The sequence below is a fragment of the Ferruginibacter profundus genome (genome assembly GCF_054783275.1).
The window spans coordinates 546,223-565,266 of sequence record NZ_BAAGQW010000002.1; the positions used below are offsets into that span (position 1 = coordinate 546,223).

A 19,044-nucleotide genomic window follows, 5' to 3' on the forward strand; every position below is an offset into this window, starting at 1 on the left:
TATTATTTTATTAAAACATGCTTCAGCTTAACTTTTCCCCCTTTCCGCAATTAACAACTGAGCATTTGGTATTAAGGCAATTAACTACCGCCGATGCCGGCGCAATAGCCCGGCTCCGTAGTAACGAAATCGTAAATCAATATCTTGACCGGCCCAAAACAACTTCGCCTGCCGAAGCACTTTTGTTTATTGATAAAATTGCCAACACCCTGGCCAATAAAAAAGGTGCCTATTGGGTAATTGCATTGCAAGAAAATAGCGATTTAATTGGCACCATCTGCTACTGGAATCTTATTCCGGAAGAAGGCATTGCAGAAATCGGGTACGAACTGCATCCTGATTTTCATGGCAAAGGCATTATGCAGGAAGCAATAAAAGCCGTTATTGATTATGGATTTAATGAAATGAAAGTTAAAATCATAACGGCAAACACCATAGCTGAAAATACAGCTTCGATAAAATTACTGGAGCGAAACAATTTCACCATTGATGACTCCGGGAAATATGCAGGAGAAGTGTATGAAGGATCGGAGAATAATGTGATTTATATACTGGAGAAAAAATAAACATTGTTCTATTTCATTCTAACATAGGTAAATGATTAGTATATACCAATTGCCATTGCCTGAAATAATTTACCAGCAACAACCTGAATTTTTTATCAGGATAATCCTCAATAACCACATTGGATTTTTTAAACCGGATCGTCAATTTTAGCATTGCATTACTATCACTGAAAAATATCGGAAACATAGCGCCTGTATGTTCAATTGATTCATTTGATTTCAGATAATTCTGATAGACACAAGTATCATTAATAAAAACAAAAGTACTGTCGTCGAAGCCGGCACCTAAAGAAAGGAAGATGGCATTGGGGACTTGCCTGAGCATCGAATCTATTGAAGACAACTGCACGTCCTTTTCGTAATATTTTACCAGCTTGCTGGTATCCTGTGCTGCCAGGCCATAGCATTGCAATATGAAAAGCAGGTTCAATAACAGGTGCCGGTATCTTTTGTTATACACAGTAAAAAAAGGCATTTTAATTGCCTGGTACAAATGTAGTAGTGCCCCTATTTAAGTTGCATTTTTTTTGAACAGCGGTGAATGATTTTGGTAAAATTTAACAGGACTTATCAGGTTACTACAGGTAATTCCACAAAAAAAGTGGTGCCTTCACCTGCTCTTGTATCAAACCATATCTGTCCTTTGGCCTGCTCTACAATGCCTTTACACATAGCCAGTCCCAAACCGGTACCCGAAGTTTTTGTAGTAAAGTTGGGGGTGAATATTTTCGATCGCATCTCATCCGATATGCCAAGGCCATTATCTTTTACCTTCACCAGTACTTTATTTTCCCGTAGTTCTTCTTCCACTTCAATCACAGCCATTCTATCTTCAGGCACAGCCTGTATTGCATTTTGAATAAGGTTTGTGAACAGGCGGTTGATATGTGTGCGGTCGGCATTAATCAGCACAGGATCAGGCAATGGGGTACAATCTAAATGTACCCTGTCGTTTACGCCATACAGTTGTGTAACCACATAAAGCACTTCATGCAAGTCAAATACTTCATTACGGGGATTCCCTATATTGGCAAACTGGCTGAATTCTCCCGCTATCTGGTTCAGGTGATTGATCTGCTCTACCAGCGTTTGTGCCACGCTACTGGTTAATTCTTTTACATTATCAGTATTGTTGCTGATGGCCTTTTGCAGGTATTGCAGGCTCAGCTTCATTGGTGTAAGCGGATTTTTAATTTCATGCGCCACCTGTCTTGCCATTTCACGCCATGCACCCTCCCTTTCACTTTTTGCCAAAGCCGTGGCACTTGCATCTAATTTACCTACCATCTTATTATATTCCTGTACCAACTCCCCTATTTCATCATTGCGTTTCCAGTCGATGGCCTCGTTCATCTTACCCAGGTTCACCTCCTTCATTTTGTTACTGATAAAAGAAAAAGAACGGGTAATGCGATTGGTAATAAACAATGCTACAATACCGGCAATTAAAAATATAAATGCATTCAGGTTAATGATAGTTACTAAAAAGTTGGCGATCTCTAATTTCAACTTACTTTCTGATGTATAATAAGGTATATTCAAGTAGGCATATTCTTTCCCTTTCTCATCAATTACCGGCACATAATTACTTACAAAACTTAAGGAGCCTATTTTTTCTTCCTTAAAATATTGCACCTCCTTTAGTTTATTAATATGGTAATAAGCCAATGGGTCCATCCTTGTACTTACAATACCAATATTATAAGGGTAAGGCAGGGAAGATACTTTTAAATTTCCATCCAGGTCGTAAACATTAATATCAGCCGCATGTATCTCAGAGATCTTGTTAATGGTTTGTTCCAGTTTTTCTTTAAACCCTTCGTCGTATATTTTTATCACGTCATCAAACACTGCCAGTTCCGACAATGAATTACGTACTTCATTTTCCATTACATGAATCGTACGGCTTAATCGCTCCCGGTTATTATTTTCGTACCTGCGGATAAAAAACAGGATAGTGGCAATACCAATAACCACAAAAGAAAGTATACTGATAAATATAACGGTACCGTGTATCTGGTTACGGATACTCAGCTGCCAGTAGGTTTTCATCTGTTCTTTATTTAACCTGGAACGAATAAAAACATTAATTAACCAGAATACACCTGTTACCAATAAAAAAGAGCAAAATAAATAAGAGAATAAAGTAATAGCCTCAATTAAAAAATTATCCTGTTTGGCAATGATCACCACATTACCGGGACCAGCCTTGTACCACAACTCGTCATAATCTTTTCTCTTTTTTAATTCAAACTCATCCTTAGGCACCTGTTGTTTGGTAAGCTTGGTGGCAAAAGCATAATCATTGTGATTATTCACCAGTTGCAGGTTGCCATACACCGCAAATGCGTACACTGAAGAATTTTCGATGGCATTATCATTTCCTCTTGAAAATAATTCAGGGTAAGGGGCATCAGATTTATACTTTTTTGAACTGGCCAATATAAAAACATAGCCGAGTATTTTACCTGAGGTATCCGTAACATTTTTCCGGCTGATATAACTGAAACGGTCATACGATTCATCATAATAATAAAGATCGGGAATGCCGGTTGGCCTGCCCTGGCTGTTTAAAATAGTATTCAGTTCATTAAAGCCAACCGAATCTTTATTATACAAAGGCCTTTCCTCTCCATCAAAACTATATATCCTGGTATCGTACTTATCATTGTACCCCGAGAAATTGCCCCCCACCAGGCTATCTTTAAATAGCTGGTTGGTAGAATCGTTTTTAAATTTGTCAAAATTTGCGGCCAGGGTTTCGCTCCTGAAATCAGTTAACAGGGTATTCATCAAAGTCTCACTGGTAGGATCAGCTTTTGTAGAAAGCGCTTCGGCATAATGTTTACGGTTACGTAATTCCTTAATGGCGTTTTCCTGTACAATTACTGCCATTATGGATAAAGAAAAAAAGAACAGCCAGAAAACCAGGCGGGAAGAAGAAATTCTTGTAGTTAATAAAACCAGGTAATTACTGCTCAGTAAAACCAGGAATAACAATAACCATACTAAAAGATATAATTCAAATGCAACAATAGTAACATTGAAGCCGATGGTAAGTAATGTAAGGCCTTCTACTGCAACTATAATATACAGTGCCATAAAATTTGTTGGCGCAACCGGCCGCAACAGGTATAATAAAATCTGGCTCAGTACAAAATAACCTATAGCAATACAGCACAACACTACAAACCCTATAATACTATAAATATTTAAGGTAAAGAAGTTGATCACATCAAAAGAAATCTGCGAATCAGCTACCATACTGCGCAATATGCGGCCACATACAAATGTGGCAGCCAAGAAAATAAATGCCACCAAAACCATCAGCCCCCATTTTATTACCGGGGATTTAGGAGTAAGGATATATTTTTTTTCCTGCAGGTGATGCCTTACAAATAATATCACCCACACAAATAAAATAGCATTGATCAACAGGTCGCCTAAAGAACGCAGGATAATATTAGAGCCATATACCGAAGGATCAAACAATTCAAACTGTCGGAAATTTAATGGTATCGGGAAAAAGTAACTTAAGATACGCAACAGTAAAATAATACCCGCCAGGAAGCTTACCGCCTTCCACAATCGTTTATGCATGGCAAGATAAACGGCACAGAAATGCACAAACAAAAGAATCAGTATTGTTCCTGAAATCCTTAACCAAACTGAACCAATATTATTTTTTGGAATAAAAGTGCCTGCTTTTTTCAAAAGATAAAACAACCCCTTACCATTTACTCCCTTCACAACTACAGCTCCCGAGTCTATTGAAACGTCGTACTTATTTTCTATCTCATCTCCTATAACAAAGGAATTTTTCAGGTATTCATTAGTGATCACATAATTCCATTTTACCGGTATCAATGCAATCACGGCTTCCCTTGCAGTAGTAAGTTTCTGCCACACATAGTAGCCGTTTTGTAATTCTATAAACCCCGCCGTATCCCTGGTGTATAATAATTCATCGCTGGGTTGTACGGCCTGGGTATTCCAGAATACCGCATTATATTGTCCCAGTTCGTTTAAATGGTACAGGTAAAAGAAATATTTTTTCTCTGCAAACTGTTGCAGAAAATTTTCATCATAATTCTTTGTCGCCAGCCTATTCAGCAGGCTGGTATCTCTGCTCTGCTTTTGAAAATCCTGTTGTTGCTTATGAATGTAGGATTCTATATTTTTTTTAACCGAGTTTACCGAAGAATTATCGCTCCAGTAATTATCAACAATAAACGATAAGGTAATAAGCCACGCCGCAATTACCAGCAGGTAACTGTTTTTATATAAGAAGCGTAAAAAGGTAGTATTGTTTTGCAGAAAAGTTGATTGGTTAATTGGTTAACTGGTTTAATGGTTAATTAGTAAATGCCCTTCGTTACTGCCTGTCCGCTATCATCTATCCTTCACTATCCAAATGCTTTATCCTGTTCCAGATGGCATCCATTTCTTCTAAACTCATATCATGCAACTGTTTTCCATCTTTTGCAGCCTCCGATTCCATCCTGGTAAAACGGCTGATAAATTTCTTATTCGTCCGTTCCAGCGCATTTTCAGCATCTACCTGCAAAAACCTTGCAAAATTTACCAAAGAGAAAAAAACATCGCCTAATTCATCCTCCATTTTGTTCACATCGCCTGTTGCTACCGCTTCCAGCAGTTCTTTATGTTCCTCTTCCACCTTATCCCAAACCTGCTCTTTGGTATCCCATTCAAAGCCTGCCTGCTTTGCTTTTTCCTGCAGGCGCATGGCCTTTACCATTGACGGCAGGGCTTTAGGCACGCCACTGAGTACAGAGGTTTTACCCTCCTTTAATTTTAGTTTTTCCCAGTTGCGTTTTACATCTTCCTCATCATTAACTTTTACATCACCATATATATGTGGATGCCGGTGAATTAGCTTTTCGCAAATGCCATTTATCATTTCATCCATGGTAAACTGGTTTTGCTCGGCCCCTATCTTAGCATAAAAAACAATATGCAGTAACAGGTCACCCAATTCTTCCTTAATGCTTTTCCAGTCATTTTCAGAAATAGCATCGGCAAGCTCATAAGTTTCCTCAATGGTCAGCTGCCGCAGGGTTTGTATGGTTTGTTTTTTATCCCAGGGACATTTTTCCCTCAGATCATCCATAATTTTTACCAGCCGCAAAAATGCATCGCCGTTTGTATTCATAGGTGTTAAATTTTAAATAGCGATAAAAAAGTAAAAACCACGAAAAGTATTGCTACAATAATAAAGTTTATAAGTTGCAATAAAATAAATTTAAGAATTGTTTTACCACGCCCCTGCTGGTAAAAGTTCCGCATGGCTTTGTAATTATAAAAGAAGATCAGCAATATCATTACAACCGAAAGGTATTCCACCCAATGAAAACCGTCAACATGCTTTAGTTTATTTAATCCGAAAACAAAAAGCAATGCTATAAAAACAAAAACAAAAAGATGAATGGTAAAAATGGCATGATTGGTATAATAAAACTGCTTTCTTCTTGAATACAGCATATTCAATAACAATGCAAAGAGTGGTAATGTAACAAACAATAATTGCGGCAGTGAATGCAGCAAATTATTGACCAATGCCGCAGAAGCAGCCTTACCATCGCCTTTATACTTTTCATCGATCTCAATTTGCTTGCGTACCAGGCGCTGCTCAAACCAATTATGATCTTTACCATGTGCCAGTGCACTATCATATTCTTTTTGGGTATGGTACCTTGTCGGCGTAAAATGAAATGTCATCGCAGCGGCAGCAAGACTATCGAGGTATTTAAAATATTGCTGCTTATCATAAGCAAACTTTAAAGTGGAATCATTTTTAACAAGTGTATCTACAAATTTTTTGTAGCTTACTGAATCCATCGTTGCAATAGTGGCAATGGGCACATTATTTACATCACCGGATGTAACGATGCTTTTATCAGGGTCCATATGGAACAAAGAGAAAAAGATCAAAAAAAACAGTGCTGATGCAAATACATACATTCTTATAGGGTTCAGGTAGCTGGCCCTTCTGCCCACCATATATTCCCTGCTTAAAAAACCTGGCTTAAAGATCAGCAGCTTCAGCGAGCTGAAAAACTTACCGTCAAAATGAGTGATATCCTGGAAAAAATGCGATACCAGGTGCCAAAAGCTTTCTTTAGGTTCAATATTTTCTTGTCCGCAAATGTGGCAATAGCGGCCTTGTACCACCGCATTGCAGTTTAAGCAGTTCTTTTCTTTTCTTTCTTTAAAATGGCTCAACCCTGATAATTTTGTTAAAAATAATAAAGTTTATCTGTAAGTGAGTTTATGGCATTATTTAAGTTAATAAAAGATAGTTTACTTTTGACAAAGAAAACAACCAAAGAAAAACATCCCATGATAAAAGCAGTTTTTGTATTTGCAGTAGTTTGTATTTCATCAACAGCCGCAAAGGCACAGTATTATTACAAAGATATTTTAAGTAATAAACAATTAATTGCCGAAATGGCGCAACTGAAAGAACAAAAAGTAAGAACCGTAAGCTTAAAAAGTTTTGAAGATGACGGTAGCCCGAGCGATGGCTTTTTCTGCGAACGTAAAATAAGTAAAAATTACAGCTCCGTTGAAACAGAAACCCGGTCAAATGTAACCGGCAGTTCTGTATTTACCTCTACTTTTAACGAAAAAGGATTTTTAACACAAACGGTAGATAGCTCCGAAATCGCTTCCAGCACCTCGTTATATGCTTACGACAACAACAATAACATTGTAAGCATTGTTTCCATAGCCCGTTCCAGCGATGACGATTTTAAAAACGAGATCAGGGAAGAACACCTGTACCTGTATAACGAAAAAGGCCTCCCCGTAAAAATGATCAGGGTTAAAAACAGCAGTGATAGTACCCTTTTTCTTTTTTCGCCTGACGAAAATAATAATGTAAGCATAGAAAAAAATACCAAAACCGGCGATACTTATTATTACTATTACGATAACAAGAACAGGATCACCGATGTGGTGCGACTGAATAAATACAACCAGAAAATGTTGCCCGATTATATTTTTGAATATAACAATGCCGGATTAATTACACAGATGACGGCAACTGAAGAAGGCGGCAGCTACTACTTTATCTGGAAATACACTTATGAAAACGGATTGCGGGTAAGAGAAAAATGTTACTCCAAAGAAAAACGTTTAATGGGTACCATTGAGTATGAATATAAATAGCGGAGAGGCGTAAGTGATGAGGCGGCAATAGTGAAGCGTGAGTGGTGAGGCGTCAATAGCGCATCCCTGGGTCGAAACGACCAGCTAAACTTCTAAACCCTAAACCTCTAAACCCTAAACTTCTAAACCCTAAACTTCTAAACCCTAAACCTCTAAACCTACTACCATCATTACACGTCTATTTCTCCTTTCATATAAAATACACAATTACCGGCCATAGTAACTCTTTCGGCATTCAGTTGTTCGCACCATAATTCTCCGCCACGTTTACTTAATTGAAGGGCATGCAGTATATTTTTATTCAGTTTTTCGCTCCAGAAAGGGATCAGTTGAGAATGTGCTGAACCTGTTACCGGATCTTCATCAACACCTGCACCAGGGGCAAAAAAACGGGATACAAAATCAACATGGCCTGTCGTCCCGTCTGACCGTATGCTACCCGGTGCAGTAATGATCATTTTATCAATATGTTTTTTCATTAAAGAGAAATCGGGTGTACAATTTTTCACTGCTTCTTCATTAGCAAGTTCTACTAATATATCACGGTATTGATAAACGCCTACAATTTCCAATCCGCCTAATATGGCAGATAATTCATTGGGATAAATATCCAGGCGTTCGGGCTTCCAGCTTGGAAAATCCATGGTGATCAAACCCTCGTTCCGGCTCACTTTTAAAATGCCACTTTTAGAACTAAAGCGTATCTCAGGCTTATCAAAATTCAGTATATTAAAAAGTACGTACGCGCTGGCTAATGTAGCATGGCCACACAAATTAATTTCAACTTCGGGGGTAAACCACCTTATTTCGTAATCAGCAGCAGTATTTGTAGCGGCTACAAAAAACACCGTCTCGCTAAGGTTATTTTCCAAAGCAATTTTTTGCATCAGCGCTGTATCCAGCCATGCTTCCAGGGGGATTACGGCTGCCGGGTTACCGCCAAAAAGTTTGTTGGTAAATGCATCAATTTGATAAAGCGTGTATTTCATTTTGTATCGTCTTTATATTGTATGTTAAGCTGTGCGTTCACAGAAAAATCTGAAGACAGCCTTAGTTCATATCTCTCCTTACCGGCAAGTATTAGCATATAAGCAGTATTAGGAGGAATACTACCCAGGTTGTTTGCCATCAGTTCTATATTGTGAAAGCCGGTGTTTTTATTTAGCGGAATATTTATTTCGTAAGGCTTTAAACTTAATGCCAGCCGTTCTGCTACTATTTTGCCATTGTCAAATACCGTAACGGTATCTCCATCAATTTCTCCGTTATCATATAAAATCAACTTAATACTGTCTGCTGTAGTTTCAATGGTTTTGGCCAGTTGGGAGGTTCTGCCTTCTTTAATTGTTTTCAAATCAACTGCAGGTTTGCCTGCCGGGATTGCCATAGAATCTTTAGAAGGTTCTGCTTTGGGTATAGCTATATTTTCTGCAGCTGTCACAGGCCTATCCTTATTATCATTGTAAAAAAATAGCTTAGCTGCAATAAAAGCGGTACTGTCTATTTTATCGCTGATCTTTCTGTAAGTAACAGGAATGGGAAGCCCGAACGAGAGTATTTTAGCGCCTGCAGTTTTTGCAGCAGCCCTGCCCCGCAGGTATTCTTCATTGCCTCTTTTGGAATAAGTAAGATGATAAACGCTTAATGCATGTAAAGCCGTTCTTTCGATAAAATCAGTATTCTTACCTTTTAATTTTTTTGTTGAATCATTGTAAGTACCTGTAAAATCAGCTTTGCAATATCCCATACCGGTATCATAAGTATACCCAAAGCAGGAATCATTAACGTGATATATCACTATTTTACAATAGTTACCGCCAACGTTTCCCTCCCAGGTACCCGTTAAATCCTGTGCATAAATGGCACGGCCCAAAAACAACAATGCAAATACTACTGTGTATTTCAATTTCATAACAAGCTATTCACTCATCATTTCTTTTACCATTGCCACCACATCTTCTGCATTGGGTTTACTGAAATAGTCTCCATCGCTGCCATAGCTTGGGCGATGGGCTTTACCGGTTAAGGTTCTTGGCGCCACATCTAAATACCGGTATCCTCTCTGTTCTTCCATTACCTTATTAAACATATAAGCTGCTGCACCTCCCGGTACATCTTCATCAATAAAAAGAATACGGCTGGTTTTTTTCAGCGATTCAACAATGGCATGGTCAATATCAAATGGTAATAAAGTTTGCACATCCACCACTTCGCAACTGATATTTAATTTCTCCAGCCGCTCTGCTGCCTCGGAAACGATACGCAGTGTTGAACCATAACTAACCAAAGTAATATCCTCTCCCTCCCTGATAATTTCAGGCACACCTAACGGTACCGTATAGGCCAGTAAGTTAGACGGCATTTTTTCTTTGAGCCGGTAACCATTTAAACATTCAATCATTAAACCGGGATCGTTACCCTGCAGCAAAGTATTGTACATACCTACCGCCTGAACCATATTACGTGGCACACATACATACATACCACGCAAAGCGTTAATAAGCATTCCCATGGGTGATCCGCTATGCCAGATACCCTCCAGCCGGTGCCCTCTCGTACGCACAATAAGGGGGCAGCTTTGTTGCCCCACAGTGCGAAAGTGTGTGGTACTCAAATCATCACTGAGTGGCTGTAAACCGTATAAAAGATAATCCAGGTATTGTATTTCAGCAATAGGCCTCAATCCTCTTAAGGCCATGCCAATACCCTGCCCCATTATAGTTAACTCTCTTATGCCGGTATCAAAAATTCTTTGCTCGCCATATTTTACCTGCAATCCGCTGAAGCCCTGGTTTACGTCACCAATAAAGCCTACATCTTCTCCAAAGGCCACAACTTTTTTATTGGTGGCAAACAACTCATCAAAATATTTATTCAATACTTCGTAACCATTTACCGTTTTTGCATCTTCATCGTACCATGCTTTTACAGGGGTAACCTGCAAAGCCGATTTAGGCCCTTCGTTGTATAAAAAAGTATTGTAAAGCCCTGCATTTAATGCTTTAAGTGCTGTATAATAATTCCTGATTGCGGTTACATTTTCATCCCCTGCAATATCAAGCGTTTTTGACAATGCCTTTAAAACATCACGTCGCATCGGCTCCCTGTTAATGGTCAATTCGCTGATGATATTTTTAATTTCAGGATCATTAATTCCGGTTGCGTTCAACAATTCAATTGTTTTGGCCACCTGTTCCTGTATGGGTGAAATATATTTTTCCCAGGCTTTTTGTTTGCCATTTTTTACATACTCTCTTGCTTCATCCTGCACATCGTTCAATTCTTCCTCCGTAGCCAATGTATTTTCCACTATCCACTCTTTCATTTGCTTAATACAATCCCATTCCTTTTCCCATGCCAGCCTTTCGGGTGTTTTATACCGCTCATGGCTACCCGATGTTGAATGCCCCTGCGGTTGTGTGATCTCTTCTACATGAAACAAAGCAGGCGTATGCGTTTCTCTTATTTTTTGAAGTGCCGGTTCTAATACTTCACACATGCCTGCATAATCCCAGCCCTTCAATTTATAAATATCAATGCCATTGGTATCTGTCTCCTTTTGCATACCTGACAACGCTGTTGAAATAGAAGCTTTTGTAGTCTGGTATTTTTTGGGCACAGAAATACCATATCCGTCATCCCATACAAACACAGCCAATGGCACCTGCAACACCCCCGCTGCGTTTACAGTCTCCCAAAAATGCCCTTCACTTGTAGAAGCATCACCAATGGTACAAAAACAAATTTCATTGCCATTATTACTAAGGTTAGGGAATGCTTTTAATGCTTCGGTATTGCGGAATAATTTAGAGGCTAATGCCAAACCAAGTGCTCTTGGCATCTGGCTTGCAGTAGGCGCCATATCACTACTGGTATTTTTTTGATTGACCAGGTCCAGCCACTCCCCGTTTGTATCCACATTTTTAGTTACAAAATGGGCATTCATCTGCCGTCCGGCGCTGAATGGATCATTTTCGATGTGAGGATCGGAATATAATTGTGCAAAATATTGCTCTACATCAGTGATGCCGCTGGCCAGCATAAAGGTCTGGTCACGATAATACCCCGAGCGGAAATCGCCCGGTTTAAAAAACTTTGCCACCGCTACCTGGGCTACTTCCTTACCATCTCCAAAAATGCCAAATTTAGCTTTGCCGGTAAGTACCTCCTTGCGGCCCAACAGGCTTATTTCCCTGCTTACACAGGCAAAGCGATAGTCTTTCAATACTTCGTTTCTGAAATTATCAAAGCTGAGCTTTTCATCCAAAGCAATTTCGTTAGTGTTTGTTGTATGCATATGGCTGTTATATGATAAGGCAAAAATATAAATTATTAAAGCAGGATTGTTAATAATCTGCTAACAGATTAACAATTTACAGCGAAATTCATCGTTTTAGTATCTTTGATAAGCAAACTGAAAAATAAAATAGCATGAAAAAAATAATTACGATCGCTTTTATTGCCTTATCGGCAGCTACAGTTAATGCCCAGCAAACCAAAATGGCTGTAGCCGGAGCCCCTGCGGATGCTAAGCCCGTGGTAGATATGAAGCCAGTTGCAGCCCCCGTTGAAACACTGGTTTTAAAAGAGACCGAATTTAATTTTGGTAAAATACCTCAGGGCAAACCGGTAACACATGTTTTTGAGATCGTTAATACCGGCAAAGATTCGCTTAAGATCGTAAACGTTCAGGCAAGCTGCGGTTGCACTACTCCTGAATGGGAAAGAGATAAGCCTTTGGCACCCGGTGCAACAGCTAAAATAACCGTAGGTTATAATGCTGCTGCTGAAGGCCCTTTTACCAAACCTGTTACCATCACTTACAATGGTTCAGAGATCAAACAATTATTTATTAAAGGCGAAGTCTGGAAAACACCTGCTTCCTCTGCTCCTGAAAATAAAAGCCTCGGCGACCTGAAAAATTAAGACACATTTAAAATCACCAAAAAATAAAACAATAATGAAAAAACTATTCTTATCACTTACTGCACTGGTTTTTACCACTGCTATGTTTGCACAAAAAAAGGCTGATGACATTGCTAAATTTGCAACCGAAACTATCGACCAGGGTAAATTAAAACAAAATAACCCCGAAGAAGTAAAATTCATAGTTACTAATATCAGCAAAGAACCATTGATCATTGAACAAGCCAATCCTACCTGTGGCTGTACAATCGGAGATTATACCAAAACTCCTATTGCGCCTGGTGCAACCGGTTTTGTTAGTGCTAAATTCAACGCTGCAAACCTTGGCCATTTTGAAAAACACCTGACTGTAAAATTTGCAGGTGCTGATGATATTAAAAACATAGTGATCTCCGGTGATGTACTGGCTGCTGAAGAATATGACAAATGGAAAATGGAAAATCCGGCACCGGCTCTTGTTAAAGCTGCACCAGCTGCTCCTGTAGCCAAGGCTGTTACAACAGCTGCCCCTGTAAAGGCAAAAAGTGCAACTACTGTTAAAAGTGTAAAAGCAAAACCAGCTGCGTCTGCTAAAACTGTCACAGCGCCCAAAAGCGTTAAGAGTTAATAATCATTTACAATTAATTTATAATACAAAAACCTCCTTTACAAAGGAGGTTTTTGTATTTTGCACCCTTATTAAGAGAATATTTTTTTGCCTGACAAGCGTTTTTATTTTCTAAAGCGTCTGTAATTATCAGTAACGGGTTAAAACGGAACAGTTTTTGGTAATTATAATAATCCTGCTTATTACACATATTCATGAAACTATTTTTACTTAATAAAACTTGCTGTAGAAGATCGCTCATACTAATCCTGTCTGTTTTCATAAGTGCATTGGCATTAGGTCAACCCTCCGCAAATTTCTCGGCAAGTCCGGTTAGCGGCTGTGCCCCTTTAGCAGTTACCTTTACTGATCAAAGTACAGGAGCACCAACAGCATGGCAATGGGACCTGGGAAACGGCACTTTATCTTCCCAGCAAAACCCCACCACTACGTATTTCAATTCGGGATTGTACACTATTTCGCTTACTGTAACCAACGCCTCGGGAAGCAATACCTTCAGCCGCACCCAGTATATCAAAGTAGATGATAAGCCCACCGTTGATTTTGCCGCACCTAATACTTCGGGTTGTTTTCCTTTACGGGTTAATTTTACAGACTTATCTATAGGAGGCTCTGCCGCTATAACCAACTGGGACTGGGATTTTGGGGATGGTGTTTTATCAACAGCACAAAATCCATTTCATATTTATAATGTTGCGGGCAATTATACGGTTACTTTAAAAGTAACCAATAGCGGAGGTTGTTCAAAAGTAGTAAGCAGGCCAAATTTTATACAGGTATCTCCGGGGGTTACTGTTAATTTCAACAATACTACACCTACACAATGCAAACCTCCCGAAACTATTAATTTCACTAATCTTTCCACTGGCCCGGGCACTTTAACCTACCAATGGGACTTTGGAGATGGAGGTACTTCTTTTGCCACCAGCCCCTCCTATACTTATCTTAATGGCGGCAGTTTTACAGTTTCCCTTATCACCCAAAGCAGTGCCGGTTGTATTGATACTTTAACAAAACCTGCCGCAGTTGTTATCAGGGATGTGGTTTCTGATTTTACGGGACCTGCAACAGTTTGCCAGGGTGTTACTGCTAATTTTGTCAACACCTCAATACCAGCATCGGCCAGTTCTTTATGGGATTTCGGAGATGCTACATTCTCTTCCCTTACCAACCCCACAAAAGTGTATAGCACTCCCGGCATATACAACGTTAAACTTAAAAACAATTACGGCACCTGTGCAGATTCAATTACCAAACAGATTACTGTGTTAGGCCTGCCAACTCCCGATTTTAACGCACCGGATGTTACAGATTGTAACGTTCCGTTCACTGTTAATTTTAATAATATTTCCACAGGAGGTACAAGCTGGAGTTGGGATTTTGGAGACGGCAGTACTTCAACTCAGCAAAATCCATCACACACCTATACCACTTTAGGCAACTATACCGTAAAACTTATTGCCACAGGTGCTAATGGCTGCAGCGACAGTATTACAAAAAATCAATTCATACAGATACAGAAACCAATCGTAAACATCAATGGACTTCCGCTGGAAGGCTGCATCCCTTTCACCATTAGCCCCACAGCAAACGTAATTGCTGTAGATGGTGTGGTTGCCTATAACTGGGATTTTGGAGATGGGGGTACATCCACACTTCAAAACCCTTCACACACCTATCTTACACAAGGCACTTACACTGTAAAATTATTCATCACCACTACAGATGGCTGCATCGATTCCTCGGTGTATGTAAATGCAGTAAAAGCGGGTAATAAGTCAATCGCAAATTTTAATGCAGTGCCCACAGCACAATGTGTTGGTAAAACAATTCAGTTTACCGATTTAACCGTTCCCTCAGACAGGTGGAGCTGGGATTTTGGAGATGCCATTGGCACATCCACTTTACAAAATCCAACTTATACGTACCTTGACACAGGCCGGTTTTCTATACGCTTAATTGCATGGAATAATGGTTGCCCAGATACTTTAGTAAAGACCAATTATATTACTGCACTTCCGCCGGTGGCGAGGTTTACAAGCGCTTTCAATTGTAATAATAAATTGCAGGTAGCCTTTACCGACCAGTCTGTTTTACCACAAACCTGGGCCTGGGATTTTGGAGATGGATTCACTTCAACATTGCAAAATCCGGTACATACTTATGCCGCGTTTGGCAGTTATAATGTTTCTTTGACGGTAACTAACGGAGGATGTGATAACACCAAAACCACCCCTGTTGTATTGTTTACTGAAACTGCAAATTTTTTAGTGCTGGATGATACCATTTGTACCAGCCAGGCTGCCGCTTTTCAAACGGTAGGTATTAATGGAGCCAATATTGCTACCTATTTTTGGGATTATGGCGATGGCAACTCCGGATTCGGTGGATCGTCAATTACTCATCAATATGCTTTACCCGGCCTTTATACTGTATCACTAACTATAACCGATACACGTGGATGTATTTCAACAATAACAAAAACAAACCTTGTGAGAGTATGGGGGCCTGTTGCTAATTTCTCTTTTTCGCCGGCCGCAGGATGCAGGCCTTTGACTGTAAATTTTACTGACCTTACTAATACTGATGGTGTTCATCCCATTACCAATTGGCTATGGAATTTCGGAGATGGCAATACTCAAAATTTCAGCACACCACCGTTCAGGCATACTTACGCTACTAACGGATTTTTTATTTCTGCTGTTACAGTAACCGACAGCTATGGTTGCAGCAATTCTTTTATAAATAATAACCAGATTTTTGTATCCTACCCTAAAGCAATTTTCTCAACACCGGATTCACTAACCTGCGTTGGCAAAAATGTGGTTTTCAATAATGCCTCCACTGGTATCGGATTAAATTACAACTGGGATTTTGGAGATGCCACATCATCAACTGTAACCAACCCTGTTAAAGTATTTGGAGCGGATGGAGATTACCGCATTCAATTAATTGTAACGGATATCAACGGCTGTAAAGATACTATGGCTAAACCAACCTATGTAAAAGTACATACTGCTAAAGCCGCATTTACCGTAAATGATTCTTTAAGTTCCTGTGCTCCGTTTGAAGTAATTTTTACCAATACTTCATTATACTCCACCAGTGCTACCTGGATTTTTGGTGATGGTACTACCTCAACATTGGCCAAACCAACACACTATTACTCAACACCAGGCACTTATATTGCAAGATTAGCCGTTGCCGGCCCGGGAGGTTGTGTGGATACCGTGAATAAAACTATAATCCTATATCCTTCCACCGCAACTTTAACTTATACTCCGCTTGCCGGTTGTTCGCCTTTGCCGGTTAGTTTTCATGCTTCAACACCTGGCCCGGTTAAATACCTGTGGGATTTTAATGATGGCAATACTTTAGCCACAACCGATTCAAACCTGGTGTACAATTATTTATTACCAGGGCAGTTTTTGCCAAAAGTAATTTTAGAAGACCAGACCGGCTGCCAGATACCAGTAACCGGTATTGATACAATCAAGGTTACAAAAAGCTATGTAAATTTTGGTGTGGATGATTCTCTTTTTTGTGATGCCGGTATAGCAAACTTTTCCGACTCCACAACTACCAATGGCATTATTACTACTTACAATTGGAGTTTTGGTGACGGCGGCACTTCTTCTATACAAAATCCTTCTCACAATTATACTGCCCCCGGCTTATACACGGTACGGTTAATTGTAACTACGGCTAATGGTTGCAGTGATACTGCTATCAAAACAAATTATATTAAAGTTGTTACCTCCCCTGTAATTGATATAGCCGGAAATGTACCCATTTGTATGCAGAGTAAGTTATTGTTTAAAGGAATAGTGGTACAACCAGATACCTCTAAAATTACCTGGTACTGGGATTTTGGAAATGGCAAAACCTCTATTACGCAAAATCCACTGCCACAGCGTTACGATACCGCCGGCAATTATTCATTACGGTTGATTGTAACCAATAGCAGTGGCTGCGCCGATACCGTTGACCGAACTGTGGTGGTTTACCCTTTACCGCAGATTGAGGCAGGGCCTAATAAAATTATCGGTGTGGGCTCATCTGTAGCTATACTGCCAACCGGCTCTCCGGTAGTTGATTACCTGTGGAGCCCATCTGTTGGCTTATCGTGTACCTCATGTTACAATACCATTGCTTCGCCAAAAAACACTACTACTTATACCATTAAAGTTACGGATGCCAATGGCTGCATCAATACCGACAATATTACAATCATTGTTGTTTGCAATGATAAAAACGTATTTATACCCAATACATTTTCACCAAATAATGATGGTGTAAATGATGTGTTTTATCCAAGAGGTACAGGCTTGTTTGCTATTCAAAGTATGCGTATTTTTAATCGCTGGGGCGAAATGGTTTTTCAAAAAGCCAACCTCTTCCCCAATGACCCATCGGCCGGGTGGAATGGAAGGTACAATGGCAGATTACAGAACTCAGACGTTTATACTTACATTATTGAAATTGTTTGTGAGAACAGCCAGGTGCTCACTTACAAAGGAAATATCACCCTGATTCAATAATAATTATGCAAAAAAGCCGTTTACAGTATACTACAGTTGCACTAACAACAAAATCAAGCACTATGAACAAAGGTTTTTACAAACCTTTATGGAGTTTTTTATTACTGCTTATACTTGGCAGTAAAGCCTATACACAAGACATTCACTTTTCGCAATTTTTTGAAACCCCTTTGCTCAGAAACCCTGCATTAGCCGGTATTTTCAGTGGCGATATAAGAGTACAGGCAGTGTACCGTAACCAGTGGAACAGCGTTACTACACCTTATCAAACCGGTTCATTTAATGCAGAATATAAAAAGCCAGTTGGTAAGGGTGATGACTTTTTAACAATTGGCGGGGAGATATTATACGATAAGGCCGGAACTGTTGCATTGCAGTCTACTCATATTTTACCGACGCTTAATTATCACAAGTCTTTAAGCGGAGAAAAGAATCAATATCTTTCCTTAGGTTTTATGGGCGGTTGGGTACAACGCAGTATCGACAGAAGTAAAATCACCACCAATAGCCAATACGATGGTACCGGTTTTAACCCGGGGTTATCAACCGGGGAAACTTTTCCCAGGAATTCCTACTCTTATTTAGATGCCAGTGTGGGCATGAGTTTTAACAGCCAGATCGGTGAAAATGCGGATAATAATATTTACCTGGGTGTTGGCTATCACCATTTTAATAAAGCCACTAAAGTATCTTTTTACGGCAATCCCAATTATGAAATGATCCCCAAATGGGTAGGTTCACTGGGGGTAAGAATGAACATCAATGAATACTCGTTTTTTACTTTATTAGGCGATTATTCCAAACAAGGAAGTTTTACCGAAACAATGGCCGGCGCTTTATACTCCTGGAGACTGGATGACATTGAAGATCCGAAATACCTTTTACATGCGGGAGCATTCCTGCGCTGGAAAGATGCTTTGATACCCGTAGCAAAACTGGAATTTAAACCCTTTGCTGTTTCTGTAAGTTATGATGCCAATATATCTCAATTGAAAACTGCCAGCAGTGGCCGCGGCGGTTTTGAACTGGGCCTTACCTACCAAAAATACCTGGACAGAAATAATACCAGCGCTAATGCGGTTCGATGTCCACGTTTCTAAATAATTTACGACCAACTACAAATACTACACCTGCTTTTAACGGGGGTTAGCGGCTTTTGTCTTTCATATAATTTACTGATTTGCCAGTAAGTTAATTACCCCTGATTCATAAA

At 39.6% G+C, this 19,044-nt stretch carries 13 protein-coding genes; 6 read left to right on the plus strand and 7 right to left on the minus strand.

Annotated elements, in window-relative coordinates:
• Positions 1–17: 17 nt before the first annotated feature.
• A complete protein-coding gene (locus ACYVM0_RS12580) occupies positions 18–566 on the plus strand; it encodes a GNAT family N-acetyltransferase (RefSeq protein WP_460557554.1) in 549 nt (182 codons plus the stop codon).
• A gap of 13 nt (positions 567–579) precedes the next feature.
• Here ACYVM0_RS12580 and ACYVM0_RS12585 read toward each other — a convergent pair whose 3' ends face one another.
• From ACYVM0_RS12585 to ACYVM0_RS12600, 4 genes are all read right to left on the minus strand, one after another.
• A complete protein-coding gene (locus ACYVM0_RS12585) occupies positions 580–1,026 on the minus strand; it encodes a hypothetical protein (RefSeq protein WP_460557556.1) in 447 nt (148 codons plus the stop codon).
• Positions 1,027–1,136: 110 nt separating this feature from the next.
• A complete protein-coding gene (locus ACYVM0_RS12590; protein ID WP_460557558.1) occupies positions 1,137–4,475 on the minus strand; it encodes an ATP-binding protein in 3,339 nt (1,112 codons plus the stop codon).
• Positions 4,476–4,962: 487 nt separating this feature from the next.
• Positions 4,963–5,739, minus strand: a complete 777-nt coding sequence (mazG, locus tag ACYVM0_RS12595) for a nucleoside triphosphate pyrophosphohydrolase (protein ID WP_460557560.1) — start codon at positions 5,737–5,739, stop codon at positions 4,963–4,965.
• A 5-nt stretch (positions 5,740–5,744) separates the two neighbouring features.
• Positions 5,745–6,809, minus strand: a complete 1,065-nt coding sequence (locus ACYVM0_RS12600; protein WP_460557561.1) for a DUF3667 domain-containing protein — start codon at positions 6,807–6,809, stop codon at positions 5,745–5,747.
• A gap of 84 nt (positions 6,810–6,893) precedes the next feature.
• Here ACYVM0_RS12600 and ACYVM0_RS12605 point away from each other — a divergent pair, with 84 nt between their 5' ends.
• Positions 6,894–7,757, plus strand: a complete 864-nt coding sequence (locus tag ACYVM0_RS12605) for a hypothetical protein (protein WP_460557563.1) — start codon at positions 6,894–6,896, stop codon at positions 7,755–7,757.
• 170 nt (positions 7,758–7,927) lie between these two features.
• Here ACYVM0_RS12605 and ACYVM0_RS12610 read toward each other — a convergent pair whose 3' ends face one another.
• Genes ACYVM0_RS12610 through ACYVM0_RS12620 form a run of 3 tightly spaced genes read right to left on the minus strand, consistent with a single transcriptional unit; the run spans position 7,928 to position 12,054 of the window.
• Entirely contained in the window at positions 7,928–8,746 is an 819-nt protein-coding gene (locus ACYVM0_RS12610) for a PhzF family phenazine biosynthesis protein (protein ID WP_460557565.1), read from the minus strand.
• A complete protein-coding gene (locus tag ACYVM0_RS12615) occupies positions 8,743–9,669 on the minus strand; it encodes a hypothetical protein (RefSeq protein ID WP_460557567.1) in 927 nt (308 codons plus the stop codon). The genes ACYVM0_RS12610 and ACYVM0_RS12615 overlap by 4 nt, the downstream gene beginning before the upstream one ends.
• A gap of 6 nt (positions 9,670–9,675) precedes the next feature.
• Complete coding sequence (locus ACYVM0_RS12620; RefSeq protein ID WP_460557569.1) at positions 9,676–12,054, minus strand: alpha-ketoacid dehydrogenase subunit alpha/beta; 2,379 nt, start codon at positions 12,052–12,054, stop codon at positions 9,676–9,678.
• 134 nt (positions 12,055–12,188) lie between these two features.
• Here ACYVM0_RS12620 and ACYVM0_RS12625 point away from each other — a divergent pair, with 134 nt between their 5' ends.
• The 4 genes from ACYVM0_RS12625 (at position 12,189) to ACYVM0_RS12640 (ending at position 18,931) form a co-directional block, all read left to right on the plus strand.
• Positions 12,189–12,683 (plus strand): DUF1573 domain-containing protein, encoded by a 495-nt coding sequence (locus tag ACYVM0_RS12625; protein ID WP_460557571.1) that lies wholly within the window; start codon positions 12,189–12,191, stop codon positions 12,681–12,683.
• A gap of 34 nt (positions 12,684–12,717) precedes the next feature.
• Positions 12,718–13,290: a DUF1573 domain-containing protein gene (locus ACYVM0_RS12630; protein ID WP_460557573.1), complete on the plus strand. Its 573-nt coding sequence runs from the start codon at positions 12,718–12,720 to the stop codon at positions 13,288–13,290.
• 269 nt (positions 13,291–13,559) lie between these two features.
• Entirely contained in the window at positions 13,560–17,831 is a 4,272-nt protein-coding gene (locus tag ACYVM0_RS12635; protein WP_460557575.1) for a PKD domain-containing protein, read from the plus strand.
• A gap of 62 nt (positions 17,832–17,893) precedes the next feature.
• The gene (locus tag ACYVM0_RS12640) at positions 17,894–18,931 is read left to right on the plus strand and encodes a PorP/SprF family type IX secretion system membrane protein (protein WP_460557577.1); all 1,038 of its coding nucleotides are present in this window, start codon (positions 17,894–17,896) and stop codon (positions 18,929–18,931) included.
• Positions 18,932–19,044: the final 113 nt, after the last annotated feature.

What these genes read in the sequence shown, in the direction of transcription:
- ACYVM0_RS12640 (WP_460557577.1), top strand. Translation starts at nt 17,894, where the DNA reads ATGAACAAAGGTTTTTACAAACCTTTATGGAGTTTTTTATTACTGCTT.
- ACYVM0_RS12615 (WP_460557567.1), bottom strand. Translation starts at nt 9,669, where the DNA reads ATGAAATTGAAATACACAGTAGTATTTGCATTGTTGTTTTTGGGCCGT.
- ACYVM0_RS12580 (WP_460557554.1), top strand. Translation starts at nt 18, where the DNA reads ATGCTTCAGCTTAACTTTTCCCCCTTTCCGCAATTAACAACTGAGCAT.
- ACYVM0_RS12620 (WP_460557569.1), bottom strand. Translation starts at nt 12,054, where the DNA reads ATGCATACAACAAACACTAACGAAATTGCTTTGGATGAAAAGCTCAGC.
- ACYVM0_RS12610 (WP_460557565.1), bottom strand. Translation starts at nt 8,746, where the DNA reads ATGAAATACACGCTTTATCAAATTGATGCATTTACCAACAAACTTTTT.
- mazG (WP_460557560.1), bottom strand. Translation starts at nt 5,739, where the DNA reads ATGAATACAAACGGCGATGCATTTTTGCGGCTGGTAAAAATTATGGAT.
- ACYVM0_RS12625 (WP_460557571.1), top strand. Translation starts at nt 12,189, where the DNA reads ATGAAAAAAATAATTACGATCGCTTTTATTGCCTTATCGGCAGCTACA.
- ACYVM0_RS12630 (WP_460557573.1), top strand. Translation starts at nt 12,718, where the DNA reads ATGAAAAAACTATTCTTATCACTTACTGCACTGGTTTTTACCACTGCT.